Origin of the sequence: Methylobacterium sp. J-059, assembly GCF_022829485.1 — a bacterium.
GTDB lineage: Bacteria > Pseudomonadota > Alphaproteobacteria > Rhizobiales > Beijerinckiaceae > Methylobacterium.
Window position 1 is genome coordinate 12,712 of record NZ_JAKSYA010000109.1, and the last position, 15,472, is coordinate 28,183.

The 15,472-nt window shown below is 70.2% G+C and carries 17 protein-coding genes and 1 tRNA gene; 3 read left to right on the forward strand and 15 right to left on the reverse strand.

Annotated features, from left to right (window positions below; genetic code table 11):
* Positions 1-1,134 (reverse strand): DUF2778 domain-containing protein, encoded by a 1,134-nt coding sequence (locus tag MKK55_RS13680; protein WP_243935264.1) that lies wholly within the window; start codon positions 1,132-1,134, stop codon positions 1-3.
* Between the two features lie 225 nt (positions 1,135-1,359).
* Positions 1,360-2,154: a lytic transglycosylase domain-containing protein gene (locus MKK55_RS13685; RefSeq protein ID WP_405042327.1), complete on the reverse strand. Its 795-nt coding sequence runs from the start codon at positions 2,152-2,154 to the stop codon at positions 1,360-1,362.
* Between the two features lie 164 nt (positions 2,155-2,318).
* Between MKK55_RS13685 and MKK55_RS13690 the strand changes: the two genes are divergently transcribed.
* Positions 2,319-2,606 carry an MTH1187 family thiamine-binding protein gene (locus MKK55_RS13690; protein ID WP_147725575.1) on the forward strand — a complete coding sequence of 96 codons (288 nt, stop codon included), beginning with the start codon at positions 2,319-2,321 and terminating at the stop codon, positions 2,604-2,606.
* A 39-nt stretch (positions 2,607-2,645) separates the two neighbouring features.
* Here MKK55_RS13690 and MKK55_RS13695 read toward each other — a convergent pair whose 3' ends face one another.
* The 10 genes from MKK55_RS13695 to MKK55_RS13740 form a co-directional block, all read right to left on the reverse strand.
* On the reverse strand, positions 2,646-2,849 hold the full coding sequence (locus MKK55_RS13695) for a hypothetical protein (RefSeq protein ID WP_147725574.1): 204 nt from the start codon (positions 2,847-2,849) through the stop codon (positions 2,646-2,648).
* Positions 2,850-3,205: 356 nt separating this feature from the next.
* Positions 3,206-3,295, reverse strand: a tRNA-Ser gene (locus tag MKK55_RS13700).
* 110 nt (positions 3,296-3,405) lie between these two features.
* On the reverse strand, positions 3,406-3,750 hold the full coding sequence (locus MKK55_RS13705) for a hypothetical protein (RefSeq protein WP_147841394.1): 345 nt from the start codon (positions 3,748-3,750) through the stop codon (positions 3,406-3,408).
* A 239-nt stretch (positions 3,751-3,989) separates the two neighbouring features.
* A complete protein-coding gene (locus MKK55_RS13710) occupies positions 3,990-4,859 on the reverse strand; it encodes a MipA/OmpV family protein (protein ID WP_243935265.1) in 870 nt (289 codons plus the stop codon).
* A 168-nt stretch (positions 4,860-5,027) separates the two neighbouring features.
* The gene (locus MKK55_RS13715) at positions 5,028-6,479 is read right to left on the reverse strand and encodes an amidase (protein ID WP_243935267.1); all 1,452 of its coding nucleotides are present in this window, start codon (positions 6,477-6,479) and stop codon (positions 5,028-5,030) included.
* Between the two features lie 22 nt (positions 6,480-6,501).
* Entirely contained in the window at positions 6,502-7,494 is a 993-nt protein-coding gene (locus MKK55_RS13720; RefSeq protein WP_243935269.1) for an ABC transporter ATP-binding protein, read from the reverse strand.
* Entirely contained in the window at positions 7,491-8,471 is a 981-nt protein-coding gene (locus tag MKK55_RS13725; RefSeq protein ID WP_147858105.1) for an ABC transporter ATP-binding protein, read from the reverse strand. Before MKK55_RS13725 ends, MKK55_RS13720 begins: the two co-directional genes overlap by 4 nt.
* Entirely contained in the window at positions 8,468-9,400 is a 933-nt protein-coding gene (locus MKK55_RS13730) for an ABC transporter permease (RefSeq protein ID WP_243935271.1), read from the reverse strand. The genes MKK55_RS13725 and MKK55_RS13730 overlap by 4 nt, the downstream gene beginning before the upstream one ends.
* Positions 9,397-10,374, reverse strand: coding sequence for an ABC transporter permease (locus MKK55_RS13735; protein ID WP_243935272.1), 978 nt, complete (start codon positions 10,372-10,374; stop codon positions 9,397-9,399). Before MKK55_RS13735 ends, MKK55_RS13730 begins: the two co-directional genes overlap by 4 nt.
* A 24-nt stretch (positions 10,375-10,398) precedes the next feature.
* Positions 10,399-11,991, reverse strand: a complete 1,593-nt coding sequence (locus MKK55_RS13740; protein ID WP_243935273.1) for an ABC transporter substrate-binding protein — start codon at positions 11,989-11,991, stop codon at positions 10,399-10,401.
* Positions 11,992-12,299: 308 nt separating this feature from the next.
* On the opposite strand from MKK55_RS13740, the gene MKK55_RS13745 reads away from it, so the two are divergent.
* Positions 12,300-12,806, forward strand: a complete 507-nt coding sequence (locus tag MKK55_RS13745; RefSeq protein WP_147725565.1) for a hypothetical protein — start codon at positions 12,300-12,302, stop codon at positions 12,804-12,806.
* Positions 12,807-12,850: 44 nt separating this feature from the next.
* Here MKK55_RS13745 and MKK55_RS13750 read toward each other — a convergent pair whose 3' ends face one another.
* The 3 genes from MKK55_RS13750 to MKK55_RS13760 form a co-directional block, all read right to left on the reverse strand.
* Complete coding sequence (locus MKK55_RS13750) at positions 12,851-13,132, reverse strand: hypothetical protein (protein ID WP_243935274.1); 282 nt, start codon at positions 13,130-13,132, stop codon at positions 12,851-12,853.
* A gap of 199 nt (positions 13,133-13,331) precedes the next feature.
* A complete protein-coding gene (locus MKK55_RS13755) occupies positions 13,332-14,060 on the reverse strand; it encodes a MarR family winged helix-turn-helix transcriptional regulator (RefSeq protein ID WP_243935276.1) in 729 nt (242 codons plus the stop codon).
* 147 nt (positions 14,061-14,207) lie between these two features.
* Positions 14,208-14,606: a response regulator gene (locus tag MKK55_RS13760; protein ID WP_243935277.1), complete on the reverse strand. Its 399-nt coding sequence runs from the start codon at positions 14,604-14,606 to the stop codon at positions 14,208-14,210.
* Between the two features lie 313 nt (positions 14,607-14,919).
* On the opposite strand from MKK55_RS13760, the gene MKK55_RS13765 reads away from it, so the two are divergent.
* Entirely contained in the window at positions 14,920-15,342 is a 423-nt protein-coding gene (locus tag MKK55_RS13765) for a hypothetical protein (protein WP_243935279.1), read from the forward strand.
* Positions 15,343-15,472: the final 130 nt, after the last annotated feature.

Genomic DNA, 15,472 nt, shown 5'->3' on the forward strand with positions numbered 1-15,472 from the left:
CTACACGTCGTTGCCGAGCCGGGCCGAACGGCCCGGCGTCGGGGCCGGAGCCGGGGGGTTCTGCTGGGCGACGCTCGGCGGCGCGTCCTGGCCGCGGCCGGGCACGACGACGAGGCGCTGGACCTCGCCGCGCAGGTAGGCCTGCAGGAAGGCCTGGTAGTCCTTGAACGACACGCAGCCGTTCGAGGCCCCTGTCGGCCCCAGCATGTAGGTGTGGGCGAGGAGCCCGACCCGGCCGTAGACCGCGGCGGTGCCGCCGACCGGCGTGAGCCGGATCGCGCGGACGCCGTGGAACAGGTCCTCGCGCTCGGTGAGGTCGTAGGTGCCGGGCGGCGTCGCCCCCCGCATTCGCACGTGGACGTTGCGCGGGTCGTCCATCATCTCGCCAAGGCCGGAATGCGCCTCGAGCTTGGTGCCGTTGGGCAGCGTCACGATCCGCGCGCTGATGTCGTAGATCGCGACCGCCGCCGGGTCGGGGTTGGCCGGGGGCACGATCCGCTGGCGCGGCAGGTTCGCGGGGGAGGGCGTCTCCAGCGCGGCATAGGCCAACGCCGGCGTCGCGGTGCGCTCGATGCCGAAGAACTTCTCCAAAAAATTGCGATCGTCGGGGGCGGGCGCCGGGATCTCCGCCGTCCGGCTGCGGCGGGACGCCTGCCGGTCGGCGCGGCGGGTCGTCTCGGGACCGATCGGGCGCCGGAACTCCGGCGGCCGCGGCACCGGCAGCGGCACGGTCTGCGCCAGCAGGTTGGGCTCGGCAGCAGGCGGCGCGCCCGGAGGCGGCGCGTCCTGCGGGACCGGCTCCTGCTGCGCGAACGGGGTCGCCGGCTCCGGCGGCGCCTGCGGGCGCTCGGCGGACCAGTCGGGGAACGCTTCGAGCAGGGCCTCCCGCCACCGCGCGCGGGCTTCCGCTCCGAGCGTCGGCGCCGGGTCCTGAGCGACCGCGCCGGGCACGGCGCCGGCCGAGGCGACGAGGGGGTCCGATGTCGGTGCGGTGCGCAGGCCGCCGAGGACGACGCTTCCCGAGACGAGGGCGGCGACGGCTGCGACCGAGGCCGCCCTCAGCGCGACTCGGCGCAGGCTCGCGCTCGACCGAAACCGTTGCGCCTGTGGGCTGGAGGAGGGATCTTCGACCATGTGGGCACCGCCTGTTTCCAAACGGATGCCGTCGATCCGATCCCGCGACTGCCGGACGTATCCGTGCAAGCGGGCCGATCCGCACCCTCCCGGCCCGATCGGCCGAGCGGTGAGATGGATGAGCCCGCCCGGTTTTTGTGGGGCGGCTTTATGGTTAACCGGCGACGAATCGTGGCCGTTCTCGGCCGGGGTTCGTCGCCGTGGCGGCCTGTCCGATCGCCGAGGTCAGTCCCCGTCGATCTGCCGGCCCATCAGGGCGATGGCGCGCTGGTACACCGAGGCGGCGTTCCAGCCCTGGAGCGCGGCGAAGTTGGGCTCGCCGGGCTGGTATCCGGCGCCGGCCTGCCAGCCGTGACCCTTCAGGAAGTTCGCCGTCGAGCTGAGCGCCGCGCCGACGTTGTTGAGGTCGCCGGTGCCGTAGGTCAGCACGTTCTTCGGCAGGAACTGGGTATGCCCGACCTCGCCGTGGGCCGCGCCGCGCGTGGCGGACGTGATCAGGCCGCGGTCGACCAGGGTGAGGGCCGCGTAGAGCTGGTCGGTGAAGTAGGCCGAGCGGCGGCAATCGTAGGCCAGCGTCGCCACCGCGGACAGCGTGTTGACGTTGCCGCGCACCGCGCCGAACCCGGTCTCCATGCCCCAGATCGCCAGCAGCGGGCCGGGGGGAACGCCGTAGCGCTGCTCGATCTGCGCGAACAGCGCCGCGTTCTGGCGCTTGAGCGCCCGCCCGCGCGACACGATGGTGGTGGCGCCGCGCTTGGCTAGGAACTGATCGAGCGAGAGCTTGAAGCTCTTCTGGCCGCGGTCGGCCGAGATGGTCGGCGTCGAGTAGGAGGTCTCCTGCAGGGCGGCGAGGCTCGCGGCGCTCGCCCGGCCGCGGGCTTCCTCGGCGAACTGGGTCTTCCAGGCCTCGAAGCCGCTCGCCGAGTTGCCGCACTGGGCCGCCTCGGCGCCGCCGGCGAAACAGGCGAGCGCCACCGCGGCAACGGCCGCCAGGGAGGCGCGGCGCTTGGGGTCGGTCACGGAGATCTCCATCGACAGTCGATTGGGTTGGGGGTTGGGTCGGGCTGGGAAACGCGGCACGGTTCGGCCAGAACGGCGCGGTGCCGCCTTCCTGCGGTCTGGCTCGCTATGTAGCGGGCGTTGCAGCCGGACATAACCCCGCGCCCGCCACCGAGGACAAGTTCATGAAGGTTGTTGCAGATCTGTGCATCGTGCCGATGGGCGTCGGCCCCTCGGTCTCGCCCTACGTCCGCGAGATCAAGACGATCCTGGAGACGAGCGGGCTCGACGCCGAGATGCATGCCAACGGTACCAACATCGAGGGCGAGCTCGCCGACATCTGCCGGCTGATCGAGCTGTGCGAGGAGCGGCTGAGCCAGATCGGCGTGCAGCGCGTGTTCTACACGATGGCGTTCTCGTCGCGCCGGGACAAGGCGCAATCGATGGCCGACAAGCTGACCGCGGTCTCGTAGCGCTCGGAGATCCCCACCGCGCGCGGCAACCGGGCCGGCTCAGAGATAGTGGCGGAACACCGTCTGGCCGACCGTCGACTCGTGCTCCGCCGACAGCAGGTCGGCGAGGCAGCGATAGGCCAGCAGCAGGCCGGTCGCGAGGGCGGCCAATGCCAGGAGGAGCGGGTTGGCGAGCGGCGTGACGGCGAAGGCCAGGGCCACGAGGACGACGGGAAGACGCAGGAGCCGGGTCGCGATGGTCATCTGTGCTGCCTCGCCGTCGTCGGGTCATCGAACGCACCCACGGTAGGCGCCGCGGGTTGCACGAATGTTTCCTGCGCCCGACGCAGCCGCTTCGGGGTGCTCCAGCGCACCTCGGCCCTCCGAAGCCGGAAATTTCGTGCCGATGCGCCGGCCCGACGAGCCCTCGTCGGGCCGGCGCATCGGCAGGATGCCATCGCGACGGCTCGGCCAGTCGTCGGCGTCGCTGTTGCTGCCCGCCCCGCCGAGACGTTGTGGATTGCCGGTATGATGCGAGACAAACGCCACGGTCGAGCGACGCTCGAGACCGAGGGCGCCGTGCCCCGGGAGACGGCGAAAAACCGAAAGTCAGCGGTCCGTGGCGGAGGGAGCGGGATTCGAACCCGCGATACCGTTTCCGGTATACACACTTTCCAGGCGTGCGCCTTCAACCACTCGGCCACCCCTCCGTGCCCGGCAAGCGTCGGCGCCGCGCATCGCGCGGGCGGCGGACGGTTCGACCGGGTGGCGTGCTGTACCCGCCGCGTCGCCCGGGTGCAAGCGGCTTAACCGCTGCGCTTTAGGAGCGTGCGCGGCGCGACACGAGCGTGGTGGTGGCGATGGCGAGGCCGGTCCCGAGCATCGCCGCGCCGCCCTTGACGACGAAATCGGCGAGGCGGCCGTGCCGGGTCAGGGTGAGACCCTGCCCGAGCTCCAGGATGGCCGCGAGGGCGACGACGCCGACGAGGACGACGAGCCATCGGCGCGGATAGGCGAGGGCGAACAGCATCCCGAGCGCGCCGTAGGCGAGCGCGCGCTCGACGTTCGCGGGCGCCACGGACGGCCGCAGGTCGATCGGCGACAGGGTGACGAAGACGAGCGCGGCCACCACGAGCCAGGCCGTGACGCGGAAGAAGGATTGCATCGGGTCGTGTCGCCCGAGACCGGCCTGCGGGTCAATGCAGGCGATCGATGAGCTTGGCGTGCGGACGCGAAGCTAAGTCACCGCCCGTGGGCGATCGGCCTCCATGGCTGCCGAGCCTCACGGTTCCCGATGCAGGCGCCCGACGCTCCGGCCGACGCCCACTGTCGCCGGCGAGCCGCCTCGGACGTCGGTGCGGCAGGAGGGGCCGTCTGCCGGACGCGCCGACGGTCGGCGCGCGCTCAGAACCAGGACCGCGTGGCGAAGGAGTAGTCGACCTTCAGGCCGAACAGGAACTGGTCCGGGTTGCCGAACGGGCGCCGCACCAGCGGGCTGTCGCCGGAGGAGCCGAGGATGCGCGAGTAGCCGGCGTAGCCGGTATAGGCCCAGGTCGCGTCCTGGGTGTAGGTGACCGCGCCGAGCACGCCCGCGGAGAAGAAGCTGCCGGGGTCGTAGGCGGCGACGCGACCGTTCACGGCGGCTTCGTCGGCGGTGACGCCGAAGTACTTCCGCGCGTAGGAGGCGTCGCCGATGTTCAGGCGCGGTCCGATCGAGAACTGGAAGCGGTCGACCGGCAGGATGTAGTCCGCCCCGACCGAGCCGACGGTGCCGTGGTGCCCGTACACGCCCTGCCGGACTTCCACCCGCGTGCGGATCGACGGGATCGGGTAGAACTCGATGAACAGGCCCGGCTCGACGGCGAAGCGCGCATCGCGGAAACCGAACAGGTGCCGGCGATCGTCGCCGTAGTAGCGGCCCGGCACGAAACGCGCGGTCGGGCCGATGCGGAACACCGCGTTGTCGTAGAGCGAGAAGCTGAACCCGTCGTCCGGCGCGGAGAAGCGGCGCGGCTCGCCGGCGCGGCGCACGTCGATCGCCGGGTAGCCGATCACCGTGTAGTCCTCCGAGCCGGGATAGCGCGGCGTGAACTGGAGGTTGCCGGTCAGGGTCACGATCCAGGTGTCGGGATCGACCTGCGCGAAGGTCGGCACTGCCCGCGGCATGATCGCGCCGAGGTCGGCGGCGAGGGCCGATCCGCCGAGGGCGATCGCGAGGGGGAGGGCGAGATAAGCCGCACGCGGCTTCGAGGAGGGGCGAACCGCATTGCTCATGGCCGATCTTATAGACACGCCGAACCGCGCTCCGCCCGCGTTTCATCCCGTCGCGGCCGCAAAAACCCCGATTGTGTCCGCGCCGCAACGAACGCTTGCAACCGGCCGAACGGGTGATCGCGTCCGGTGCGTCTCAGGATTGCAGGGCTTCGGGTCGAAGGGTCGGGATCATGCCCCGAGCAGCGGCGGCGGCCGGCGCGAGACCCAGCCGGCCGCCGCGTCGTAGGCGGCGCCGAGCTGCAGGCAAGCCAGCTCGTCCTGGTTGGGGCCGACGATCTGGATGCCGGTCGGCAGCCCGCCGGGGCCGAACCCGGCCGGAACGTTCAGGGAGGGCAGGCCGCTCATGGTCGCCGGGATCACCACCTGCATCCAGCGGTGATAGGTATCCATCGTGCGGCCGCCGACCTCTTTCGGCCAATCGAGGCCGATCGCGAACGGGAACACCTGCGCGCTCGGCATCACCAGGAAGTCGAAGCGCGCCATGAAGGTCAGCACGGCCTCGTACCAGGCGGTGCGGCCCTCCTGCGCCGACCTGATCTGGTCGGCGGTGAGGGCCAATCCCCGCTCGACCTCCCAGATCGCCTCGGGCTTGAGCAGGGCGCGGTGCGCCGGGTCGTCGTAGAGCGGGCGGAGGCTCGACGCATTCATCCAGGCGCGCAGCAGGACGTAGTCCTGCCACAGCCGCTCCATGTCGAAGGCGGGCCGGGCGTGCTCGACGCGGCAGCAGACCGCCTCGAAGGCCGATAGCGCCTCGACCCCGCATTCCAGCACCCCGGGATCGAAGGGCAGCTGCCCGTCGAGGTCGCCGAGCCACGCGATCCGCGTGCCGGAAAAATCGCGCTTCAGGTCCTCGGCGAAGATCGCTGGATCCTGCGGGATCGAGAATGGCACGCGCGGGTCGGCGCCGGCCTGAACCGACAGCATCAGGCCGATATCGGCCGGCGAGCGGCCGATCGCGCCGGAGACGCCGAAGCCCGGCGTGAACACGTCCGGCGCGGCGATCGGGATCCGGCCGTAGCTGGTGCGCAGGCCGAACAGGTTGTTGAAGGCCGGCGGGTTGCGAAGGCTGCCGGCATGGTCGCTGCCGTCGGCCACCGGCTGCATGCGCAACGCCACCGATACCGCGGCGCCGCCGCTCGAGCCGCCCGCGGACCTGCTCTGGTCGTAGGCGTTGGCGGTGGCGCCGTAGACCGGGTTGAAGGTGTGCGAGCCGAGGCCGAATTCCGGGACGTTGGTCTTGCCAATGAACACGGCGCCGCCGCGGCGAAGCCGTCCCGCCATGATCGAGTCGGCCGGCGCGATCCGGTCGCGGAAGATCGGCGAGCCTTGCGTGAACGGCAGGCCGCGGACCGCATCGAAGTCCTTCACCGCCAGGGGAAACCCGTGGAGCGGGCCGGCGCTCTCGCCGCGGGCGAGGCGGGCGTCGCGCTCCGCGGCTTCCGCGATCAGGCGGCCCGGGTCCTGCAGCGCGACGATCGCGTTCACCGCCGGGTTCAGCCGCGCGATCCGCGCGAGCGCGGCTTGCATCACCTCGACGCAGGACACCGCCTTCCGGTGGATCGCGGCGGACAGCGCGACCGCGCTCATTTCGAGGATGTCGGACGGCGCGCTGGATGTCATCGGAACTCCATCGGGCAGGCGGTCAGGTCAGCCGCCCTTCCTGATAGGCGTGGCAGGCGACGCCATCGATCAGCGCCGGCACCTCGGCCCGGCAGCGGTCGTTGGCGAAGGGGCAGCGCGGGTTGAAGCTGCAGCCCGGCGGCGGGTCGATCGGGTTGGGGATCTCGCCGGAGACCGGCGTGCGCTGCCGCCCGGTCAGGCCGATATCGGGCACCGCGTCGAGCAGCATCCGGGTGTAGGGATGCTTCGGATGCGTGAACAGCTCGCGCCCGCCGCCGATCTCGACGACGCGTCCGAGATACATCACGCCGATCCGCGTCGCCATGTGGCGCACCACGGCGAGGTTGTGGCTGATGAACAGGTAGGTCAGCCCGAGCCGGTCCTGCAGGTCGCGCATCAGGTTGAGGATCTGTGCCTGCACCGACACGTCGAGCGCCGAGGTCGGCTCGTCGCCGACCAGGAACTCCGCTTCCGCGGCGAGCGCGCGGGCGATGGCGATGCGCTGGCGCTGCCCGCCGGAGAAGGCGTGCGGGTACTTCACCCGGTCGTCGGGATGCAGGCCGACCATCGTGAGCAGCTCCCCGACGCGGTCGGCGATCGCCGCCTCGCCCCGGATCAGGTCGAAGGCCCGGATCGGCTCGGCGACGATCCGTCCGACACGCCAGCGCGGGTTCATCGACGCGTAGGGATCCTGGAACACCATCTGGATGCGTCGCCGCAGTCGGCGGCGGGCTGCGTTCTGCGCCGGATCGGTCATCGAGACGCCGGTGATGCGGACGTCGCCCGCGCTCGGCGGAAGCAGGCCGACCACCATGCGCGCGACTGTCGACTTGCCGGAGCCGGATTCGCCGACCAGGGCGAAGGTCTCGCCGCGCTCGATCGTGAAGGCGACGCCGTCGACCGCCTTCAGCCACTGCTTCGGCTGCCGCTCGATCATCCGGTTGAGCCACGGCTTCGACACGTCGAACAGCCGTCGCAGGCCCTCGACCTCGACGTACGGCGCGGGCGCGCTCATGCCGCCACCTCGGCGCGATCGTAGAGGTGGCAGGCGACGCGGTGCCCGCCCACCGGGATCGGGTCGGGCCGCTCGACGCGGCAGCGGTCGAACACCTTCGGGCAGCGCGGGTTGAAGGCGCAGCCGGCGGGAATCGCGGTCAGGCGCGGCATCGCACCGGGGATCTGCGCCAGCCGCCCGGTCTCCTGCGTCAGCGTCGGGATCGCGCCCATCAGGCCCTTGGCGTAGGGATGCAGAGGGTCGCCGACCACGGCGCGGACCGGGCCGATCTCGGCGATGCGGCCGGAATACATCACCGCGACCCGGTCGGCCGCCTCGGCGATCACGCCCATGTCATGGGTGATCAGCATCACGGCGGTGCCGTGATCGCGCCCGAGGCGCTTGAGCAGTGTGATGATCTGCGCCTGCACCGAGACGTCGAGCGCCGTCGTCGGCTCGTCGGCGATGATCAGCTCAGGCTCGGCCGCCAGGGCGAGGGCGATCACCACGCGCTGGCGCATGCCGCCGGAGAACTCGTGCGGATAGCCGTCGATCCGCCGCTCGGGCGCCGGGATGCCGACCTCGGCGAGCAGGTCGATCGCCCGCGTCCGCGCGGCCCTGGCTGAGAGGTCGGTATGCGTCTGCACGGTTTCGATGATCTGCCGTCCGATGCGGTAGAGCGGGTTGAGGCTGGTCAGCGGGTCCTGGAAGATCATGCCGATGCGCCGGCCCCGGATGCGGCGCAGCCGCTCGGGCGGCAGGTCGTCGATGCGTTCGCCGCCGAGCCGGATCTCGCCGCCGCTGATCCGGCCGGGCGGGTCGATCAGGCCGATCACCGCCGCGCCGGTCACCGATTTCCCGGCGCCGGATTCGCCGACGACGCCGAGGATCTCGCCGCGGGCGATGTCGAAGGACACGCCGTCGATCGCCTTCAGGATGCCGCGCCGCGTCGCGAACTCGACGCGCAGGTCGCGGACGGAGAGGACGGGTTCTGTCATTGCAGCTTCGGGTTCAGCGCGTCGCGCAGCCAGTCGCCGAGCAGGTTGATCGCCAGCACCAGCCCGGCGAGCGCCAGGCCGGGGAAGGCGACGATCCACCACTCGCCGGAGAACAGGAAGCGGTTGCCGGTGCGGATCAGCGTGCCCAGCGACGGCATGGTCTCCGGCAGGCCGGTCCCGAGGAACGACAGCGTCGCCTCGGTGATGATCGCCAGCGCGAGGTTGATCGTCGCGATGACGAAGACCGGTCCCAGCACGTTCGGCAGGACATGGCGGACCATGATCACGGGCGACGACAGCCCGATCAGGCGCCCGGCCTGGACGTAGTCCTTGTTCTTCTCGACCATCACCGAGGAACGGACGGTGCGGGCGTACTGCACCCAGAACGAAAACCCGATCGAGACGACGATCAGCCCGATGGTCGCGTTGGTGTCGAGGCCGCCGCCGGCCGCGGCCTTCGCCACGCCGTCGACGACCAGCGCGATCAGGATCGCCGGGAAGGTCAGCTGCACGTCGGCGACGCGCATGATGACCGTGTCGACGAGGCCGCCGAAGTAGCCGGCGATCAGCCCGAGCGCGAGGCCGAGGCCGCCCGAGACGAGCACGCCGAGAAGGCCGACGACGAGCGAGAGGCGCAGCCCGTAGAAGACGGCCGAGAGCACGTCGCGGCCCTGGTCGTCGGTGCCGATCAGGAACGGCGCCTGCCCCTCCGCCGACCAGATCGGCGGCAGGTTCGAGTTGATCAGGTCGAGTTCGGCCGGATCGTAGGGATTCTGCGGCGAGATCCACGGCGCGGCGATGGCGAGCGCGAAGAACAGCACCGTGACGGCGAGCGCCGCCATCGCCAGCTTCGAGCGGCGGAAGCTCGCGAAGACGTCGGAATCGAGGAACCGCGCCCAGCGCGAGGGCGTCGCGGCGAGGGCGCTCATGCGGTGCGCCCCGCCAGCCGCAGGCGCGGGTCGACGATCGTGTAGAGCACGTCGACCGCGAGGTTGATCGCCACGAAGATCGCCGCGACCAGCAGCAGGTAGGCGGCCATGATCGGGATGTCGACGTTCTGCACCGCCTGCACGAAGAGCAGGCCCATGCCCGGCCACTGGAACACCGTCTCGGTGATGATCGAGAAGGCGATCACCGAGCCGAGCTGAAGCCCGGCGATGGTGATGACCGGGACGAGGGTGTTCTTAAGCGCATGCCCGAAATGGATCGAGCGGGTGGTGAGGCCGCGCGCCCGGGCGAAGCGGATGTAGTCGGCGCGCAGCACCTCCAGCATCTCGGCGCGGACGAGCCGCATGATCAGGGTCATCTGGAACAGCCCCAGGGTGATCGAGGGCAGGATCAGGGCGCGGAGCCCCGGGACCGTGAGGAAGCCGGTGGTCCACCAGCCGAGGCGCACGGTGTCGCCGCGGCCGAACGACGGCAGCCAGCCGAGCGTCACCGAGAACAGGAAGATCAGCAGGATGCCGATCAGGAAGGTCGGCAGGCTGACGCCGGCGAGCGAGATCGCCAGGAAGAGCTTGGCCAGCGCCGTCTCGCGGTGCAGCGCGCAGTAGACCCCCATCAGGATCCCGACGACGAGGGCGAAGATCGTGGCGCACAGCGCCAGCTCGAGGGTCGCGGGCATCCGCTCCGCCAGCAGGTGCGAGACCGGCTGGCGGAACTGGTACGAGATCCCGAAATCGCCTCGCAGCACGTTGGCGGCGTAGCGCGCCGCCTGCACCGCGACGGAATCGTCGAGCCCGAGGTTCCTGCGGATCTCGGCCCGCTCCGAGACCGGGGTGTCGACGCCGACGATCTGGTTCACCGGGTCGCCGGCGAAGCGGAACATCGAGAACGCGATCACCCCGACGACGGCCAGGACCACGACCGATTGCAGCAGGCGGCGGAGGATGAAGGCGAGCATCGGGTCAACCGTTCACGCCGCGCCTCAAGGCTTCTTCGACACCCAGTAGAGCAGCAGGAGGTTGTCGGGCCGCTGCGTCAGCGTCACCGTCTTCGAGACGCCCCAGGCCAGCGCCTGCTGGTGCAGCGGGATGACGGCCCAGTCCTTCTGCAGGATCTCGAAGCCCTCCTTGATCTCCGCGTCGCGCTTGGCCTGATCGGTCTCGCCCTCGACCTGGTCGGCGATGGCGTCGAGCTTGGTGTTGCAGTAGCCGCCGAGGTTCCAGCCGCCGCGGCTCGACTTCGGATCGGTCCGGCAGCCGACCATCTCGTAGAGGATGTTGTGGCTGTCCTGCGACGACGGCGTCCAGCCCAGCAGGTAGAACGCGGTGTCGTAGTTCGGCGCCAGCACCTTGGCGAAGTACTTGGCCTTCGGCTGGGCGTTGAGGTTCACCTTCACGCCGACGCGGGCCAGCATCGACACGACCGCCTGGCAGATCGCCTCGTCGTTGACGTAGCGATCGTTCGGGCAATCCATCGGGACGGTGAAGCCGTCCGGGTAGCCGGCCTCGGCGAGCAGCGCCTTGGCCCGCTTCGCGTCCGTCGTCGGGCGCTTGAACTCGGCCGAGCGCGCGTAGAGCGAGGGCGCGATCATCAGGGCGGTCGGCGTCGCCTGCCCGCGCATGACGCGTTTGGCGATCGTGTCCTCGTCGATGGCGAGGTACATCGCCTCGCGCACGCGCACGTCCTTGAACGGGTTCTTGCCCTTGATGCTCGAGTCCTTGAGCTCGTCGCGGACCTGATCCATTCCGAGGAAGATCGTGCGCAGCTCCGGCCCGGTCATCACCGTGGCGTTGCCGCTGGCGTTGACGCGCTGCTGATCCTGCAGCGGCACCGGGTCGATCCAGTCGACCTCGCCGCCGAGCAGGGCCGCGACGCGGGTGGCGTCGTTCGAGATCGTGGTGAACACCGCCTCGTCGAGGTTCGACTCGACCTTGCCCCAGTAGCCGGGGAACTTCTTGAAGATGGTGCGGACGCCGGGCTGGTGCTCGGTGATGACGAACGGGCCGGTGCCGTTCTCGTGCAGGGTGGCGTAGCTCGGCGACGCCGCGCTCACGGGCGAGGGCGCGACGGCGTTGTTCTTCTCCGCCCAGGCCTTCGACATGATGTACCAGGTCGAGAACTGGTAGACCGCGATCGGGTTGGGCTTCGACAGCACCATGTCGACGGTGTGGTCGTCGACCTTCACGAATTTGGCGTCAGACGGGATGTTGGTGGTGAAGCTCGATCCGGCGGCCCGGACCCGGTCGGCGGAGAACAGCACGTCGTCGGCGGTGAAGGGCGAGCCGTCGTGGAAGCTGACGTTCTTGCGCAGGTGGAAGCGCCAGCGCGTCGGCTCCGGCGTCTCCCACGATTCGGCGAGGCCGGGCGCGAGGTTGAGATCCTTGTCGCGGGTGATCAGCGCCTCATAGACCGCGGCGTGCATGCCGATCGTGAAGCTTTCCTTCAGCGAATACGGATCGAGGGACTTGATGTCGCCCTGGAAGGCGAAGCGGAAGACGTTGGCCGCCTGGGCCGGCGCCATCCCGAAGGCCAGGGCAAGGCCGGCGGCGGCCGCGAACGTCCGGATCCGTGACATCGACAAACGCAACTCCCTGAAGCGACCGGTCTCGGCGGGATCGACGACCCTTGGATGCCTAAGAAAACGGCACCGGGTCAACCGCCCGTCATATCATTCGGGATGATCCGTCGTTTCGGCGCCCGCCGCGAGGGCGCGCACGCATGGATCGCCATGCACCATGCGGGACTCGTGCCAGCGGTTGCGGATCGCCGACCGCGCCGGATCGATCTCGGCGGTGCATGACCCTTCCGAGGCCCCTCGACTCTCGATGCAACGTCGTCCACGGCTCTTCGCGCGCGCCGCGATCGGCGACGGGGGAGGTTGTCTTGAGAAACATCATTGCGACGACGGCGGTTCTTGGATTCCTTTTCGCAAACCCAGCATCCACCGCGTCGGCGAAGCCGTTCGAGCTGCCCGACACCAAGCCGATCGTGACGATCGACCTCCCGAACGCGTGGTCGCCCGAGGAAATCGAGAAGGGTGCCCAGGCGACGTCCCCGGATACGTCGATCTACGTTGCTTTCGAGGTGCAGAACCTTAAGAACCTCGAGAACGCCATCGTCGAAGGCGTGAAGTTCTTCGCCGAGAGCGGTGTGAAGATCGATCCGAAGTCGCAGAAGAAGTCCGAAGCCAAGATCAACGGCTTCGACGTGGTCGATCTCGGCTGGGACGGCGTCGACAAGGACGGCCCGACCAAGGTGAGCCTGTCGATCATCGTGCTGTCGGAGACCAAGGTCGGCATGCTGTCCTATTGGGGCTCGCCCGCCGGCGAGACGAAGTACGCGGCGCAGCTCAAGGCGATCGCCAACAGCATCCAGCCGCTCGGCCGATAGGCGACTCGCTGTCGCCGGGCCGGACCTAGCTCGCCGGGGCGGACCTAGCTCGCCGGGCCGGACCTGCCCTCGCGGCGGTCCGGCCCGGCGCCGCCGCACAGGTGCTGGGAATCGCCGAGCGTCCGGAAATCCTGCATGCGCAGGTTGGTCGTCGTGAAGACCTTGCCGCGGTCGTCGCCCTTCGGGATCGAGACCGGGCAGGTCTCCCTAGGGTCGCCGACCTTCGCGTTCGCGACCGCCGGGTCGAAGTCGTACGACACGCCGTGGACGCCGTTTCCAAGCTCGACGCCGGTGCCGTCGTCGGTGGCCTTGCTCTTGGGTCTCATCAGCGGAGCGCCGAAGCGCCTCCCGATCGCGGGAATCACCGTCGTCGCGCAGGCCCCGACCCGCCTCGGCATCGCATCGCCGGCGACGGCGGGTCCGGCAAGGCGTGCGGCGATCACGACGGCGACGGCGAGGGGCGTGGGCGTGCCCGCAGCGTATCGCCCGCGGCTATCGTGTTCAGCGGCTCCGAACGGCGCCGCGTCAGTGTGTTGGGATCGGGGCGAGCGCGTCGGCTTCGTCCTCGTCGGCCTCGATCTCCGCATCGGCCTCGGTCTCGTGCCCGGTCAGCCCGCCGGCCTCGGCGAGTCCCTTGGCGGCCTTGCGCAGGAGCTTGCGCAGGCGCCGCCGCTCCTTGTTGTCGAGGCCGGCGAGCAGCTCCGCCTCGACCGCGTCCCAGATGCCCTCGATCGCCTCCGCCTTGGCGAGCCCCGCCTCGGTGAGGCGCACGCGCACGATGCGGCCGTCGCCGGCCTCCGCGCGCCGCTCGACGAAGCCGAGGGCGGCGAGCCGCGAGATCGTCTTCGATGCGGTCGGCGGGCGCACGCGCAAGGTCGCGGCGAGGTCGCCCATCGTCATCGTGCCGGAGGCCGCGAGCACCTGCACGACCTGCTCCTGGCCGGCGAACAGGTCGAGCGTCGCCAGCCGGTCGCCGATGCGGGCGCGATGCAGGCGCGCCGCCTGGACCAGCGCCCAGCCGACGCTCTTGGCGCCCGGCGGCTTCGATCCGGGCCGCTTCGCGGCCGCCGTTTCGGGGCTCGGAGCCGGGACCTCACCGGGGCGCTCAGCCCACGCGTCGCGGCTCTTGCGCTTGATCCGCGCCGCGTCGGGAGCAGGCCGCCCGTCCTTCCGGTTCTTCGCCTTGCCGTTCACGGGCAGCCCCGGGTTCTCGATGACCGGCGCGGCTGCCGGGATCTCGTCCGCCGCTGACATCCCATACCCCGCGCTGCACGACCGAACATGTCGAAAATCCGGCCCCGGAAACGGGACCGGCCTCGTTCGCGGCCGGCTGTGCCTTGGGCGTGTGAAGCTGGGATGACGGTCGGGGCGGCGATCCCCTGCTCAGCAGGGCATGAGGCCTCAGCAGGGCATGAGGCGGCGGAGCTGGTGGAGGATGTCCTCGCCGCTGCACGGGCGGGCGATGAAGTGCGCGCCGGCCGGCATCCGGGCCGGGTCGGGCGCGGCGCGGCCCGAGACGATCAGGATCGGCAGCTTCGGCCGCGCCTCGGCGACGGAGCTGGCGAGGTCGAAGCCGTTGGCCTTGCCCGAGAGCTCCACGTCGGTGACGAGGCCGCAGATGTCCGGCCGCGCCTGAAGGATGCTCATCGCCCGCTCGGCCGATGCGCATTGCACCGTCTCGTAGCCGCCACCCTCGAGAACGTCGCCGAGATCCATGATGGTCAGCGCTTCGTCCTCGACGAGGAGGATCACGGGCCGGTCTTCCTGGGGACTCGTCTGCTCGCTCGTCACGATATGCATCTCCAGCGTTTCGGTCCGGGAGCGTCGCCGGGACACGCCCCCGCCGCACCCTCATCCTGGATGTCCAACGGCAGAGGGGCGTTCCGGTTGCAGCGACGCTGGCCGGTCCTCGAGGCGTCCGTGGCAGGTCGAATGCCACCGACATCGGGTCGGAAAGTCTTTCCCATGGATGACGGCCGAAGGTCGTCGCTCCGCCCTGCAACGATCCGCCGCCGATCCGGCGATATCCCCCCTTCGTGCCGGCGACCCGGAGCGCGGCGTTCGGCGACACGGGCGGCCGCGATCTCTGTCGCTAGGTAATTATTCCGTGATAATGGAGCGCCTCCGGATCGTCGATCTCGGCGCGGTTCCGGCCCCCGACCTCGACGACGGATCGGAGGATGCCATGCGACGGCGTGACCTCGAGCAACTTCTCCCCCTCGCCATTCTCAGCGTTTCCACAGTGCTGGCCGTACGACTCGACTCGCGGCCTGGAGCGCTGGCGACGGCCGCGAGCGCCGCTTGTTCGCCTCTGATGAAATGGTGGCTGGAAACTCGGCTAACGCCATCGGCATCCGATGACGGACGGGCGATCAGGAAGAGGCCTATCATCATCGCAGCGGGTTGGACGCTCCTCGGTACGGCGATCGCCGCGCGGCCGCTCTACGACCTCGTCGCCGCGCTTGATGGCGGAGTCGCGATCGGATCGGCCGTTTGCATGGTCTGGAGCGGCACGCTGTACTGGATCCTGAGATGATGACGGTCAGCGCGGTACCGCACGTCCGTGCGGGCCGGCGAGATGCGACATCCGGCGCGGCCTTGAGTGGGTGGGATCCCATTCCTTCGCGAAGCACCGCCCTCCTCGCCGCAGCCCGCGTCATGGTGCC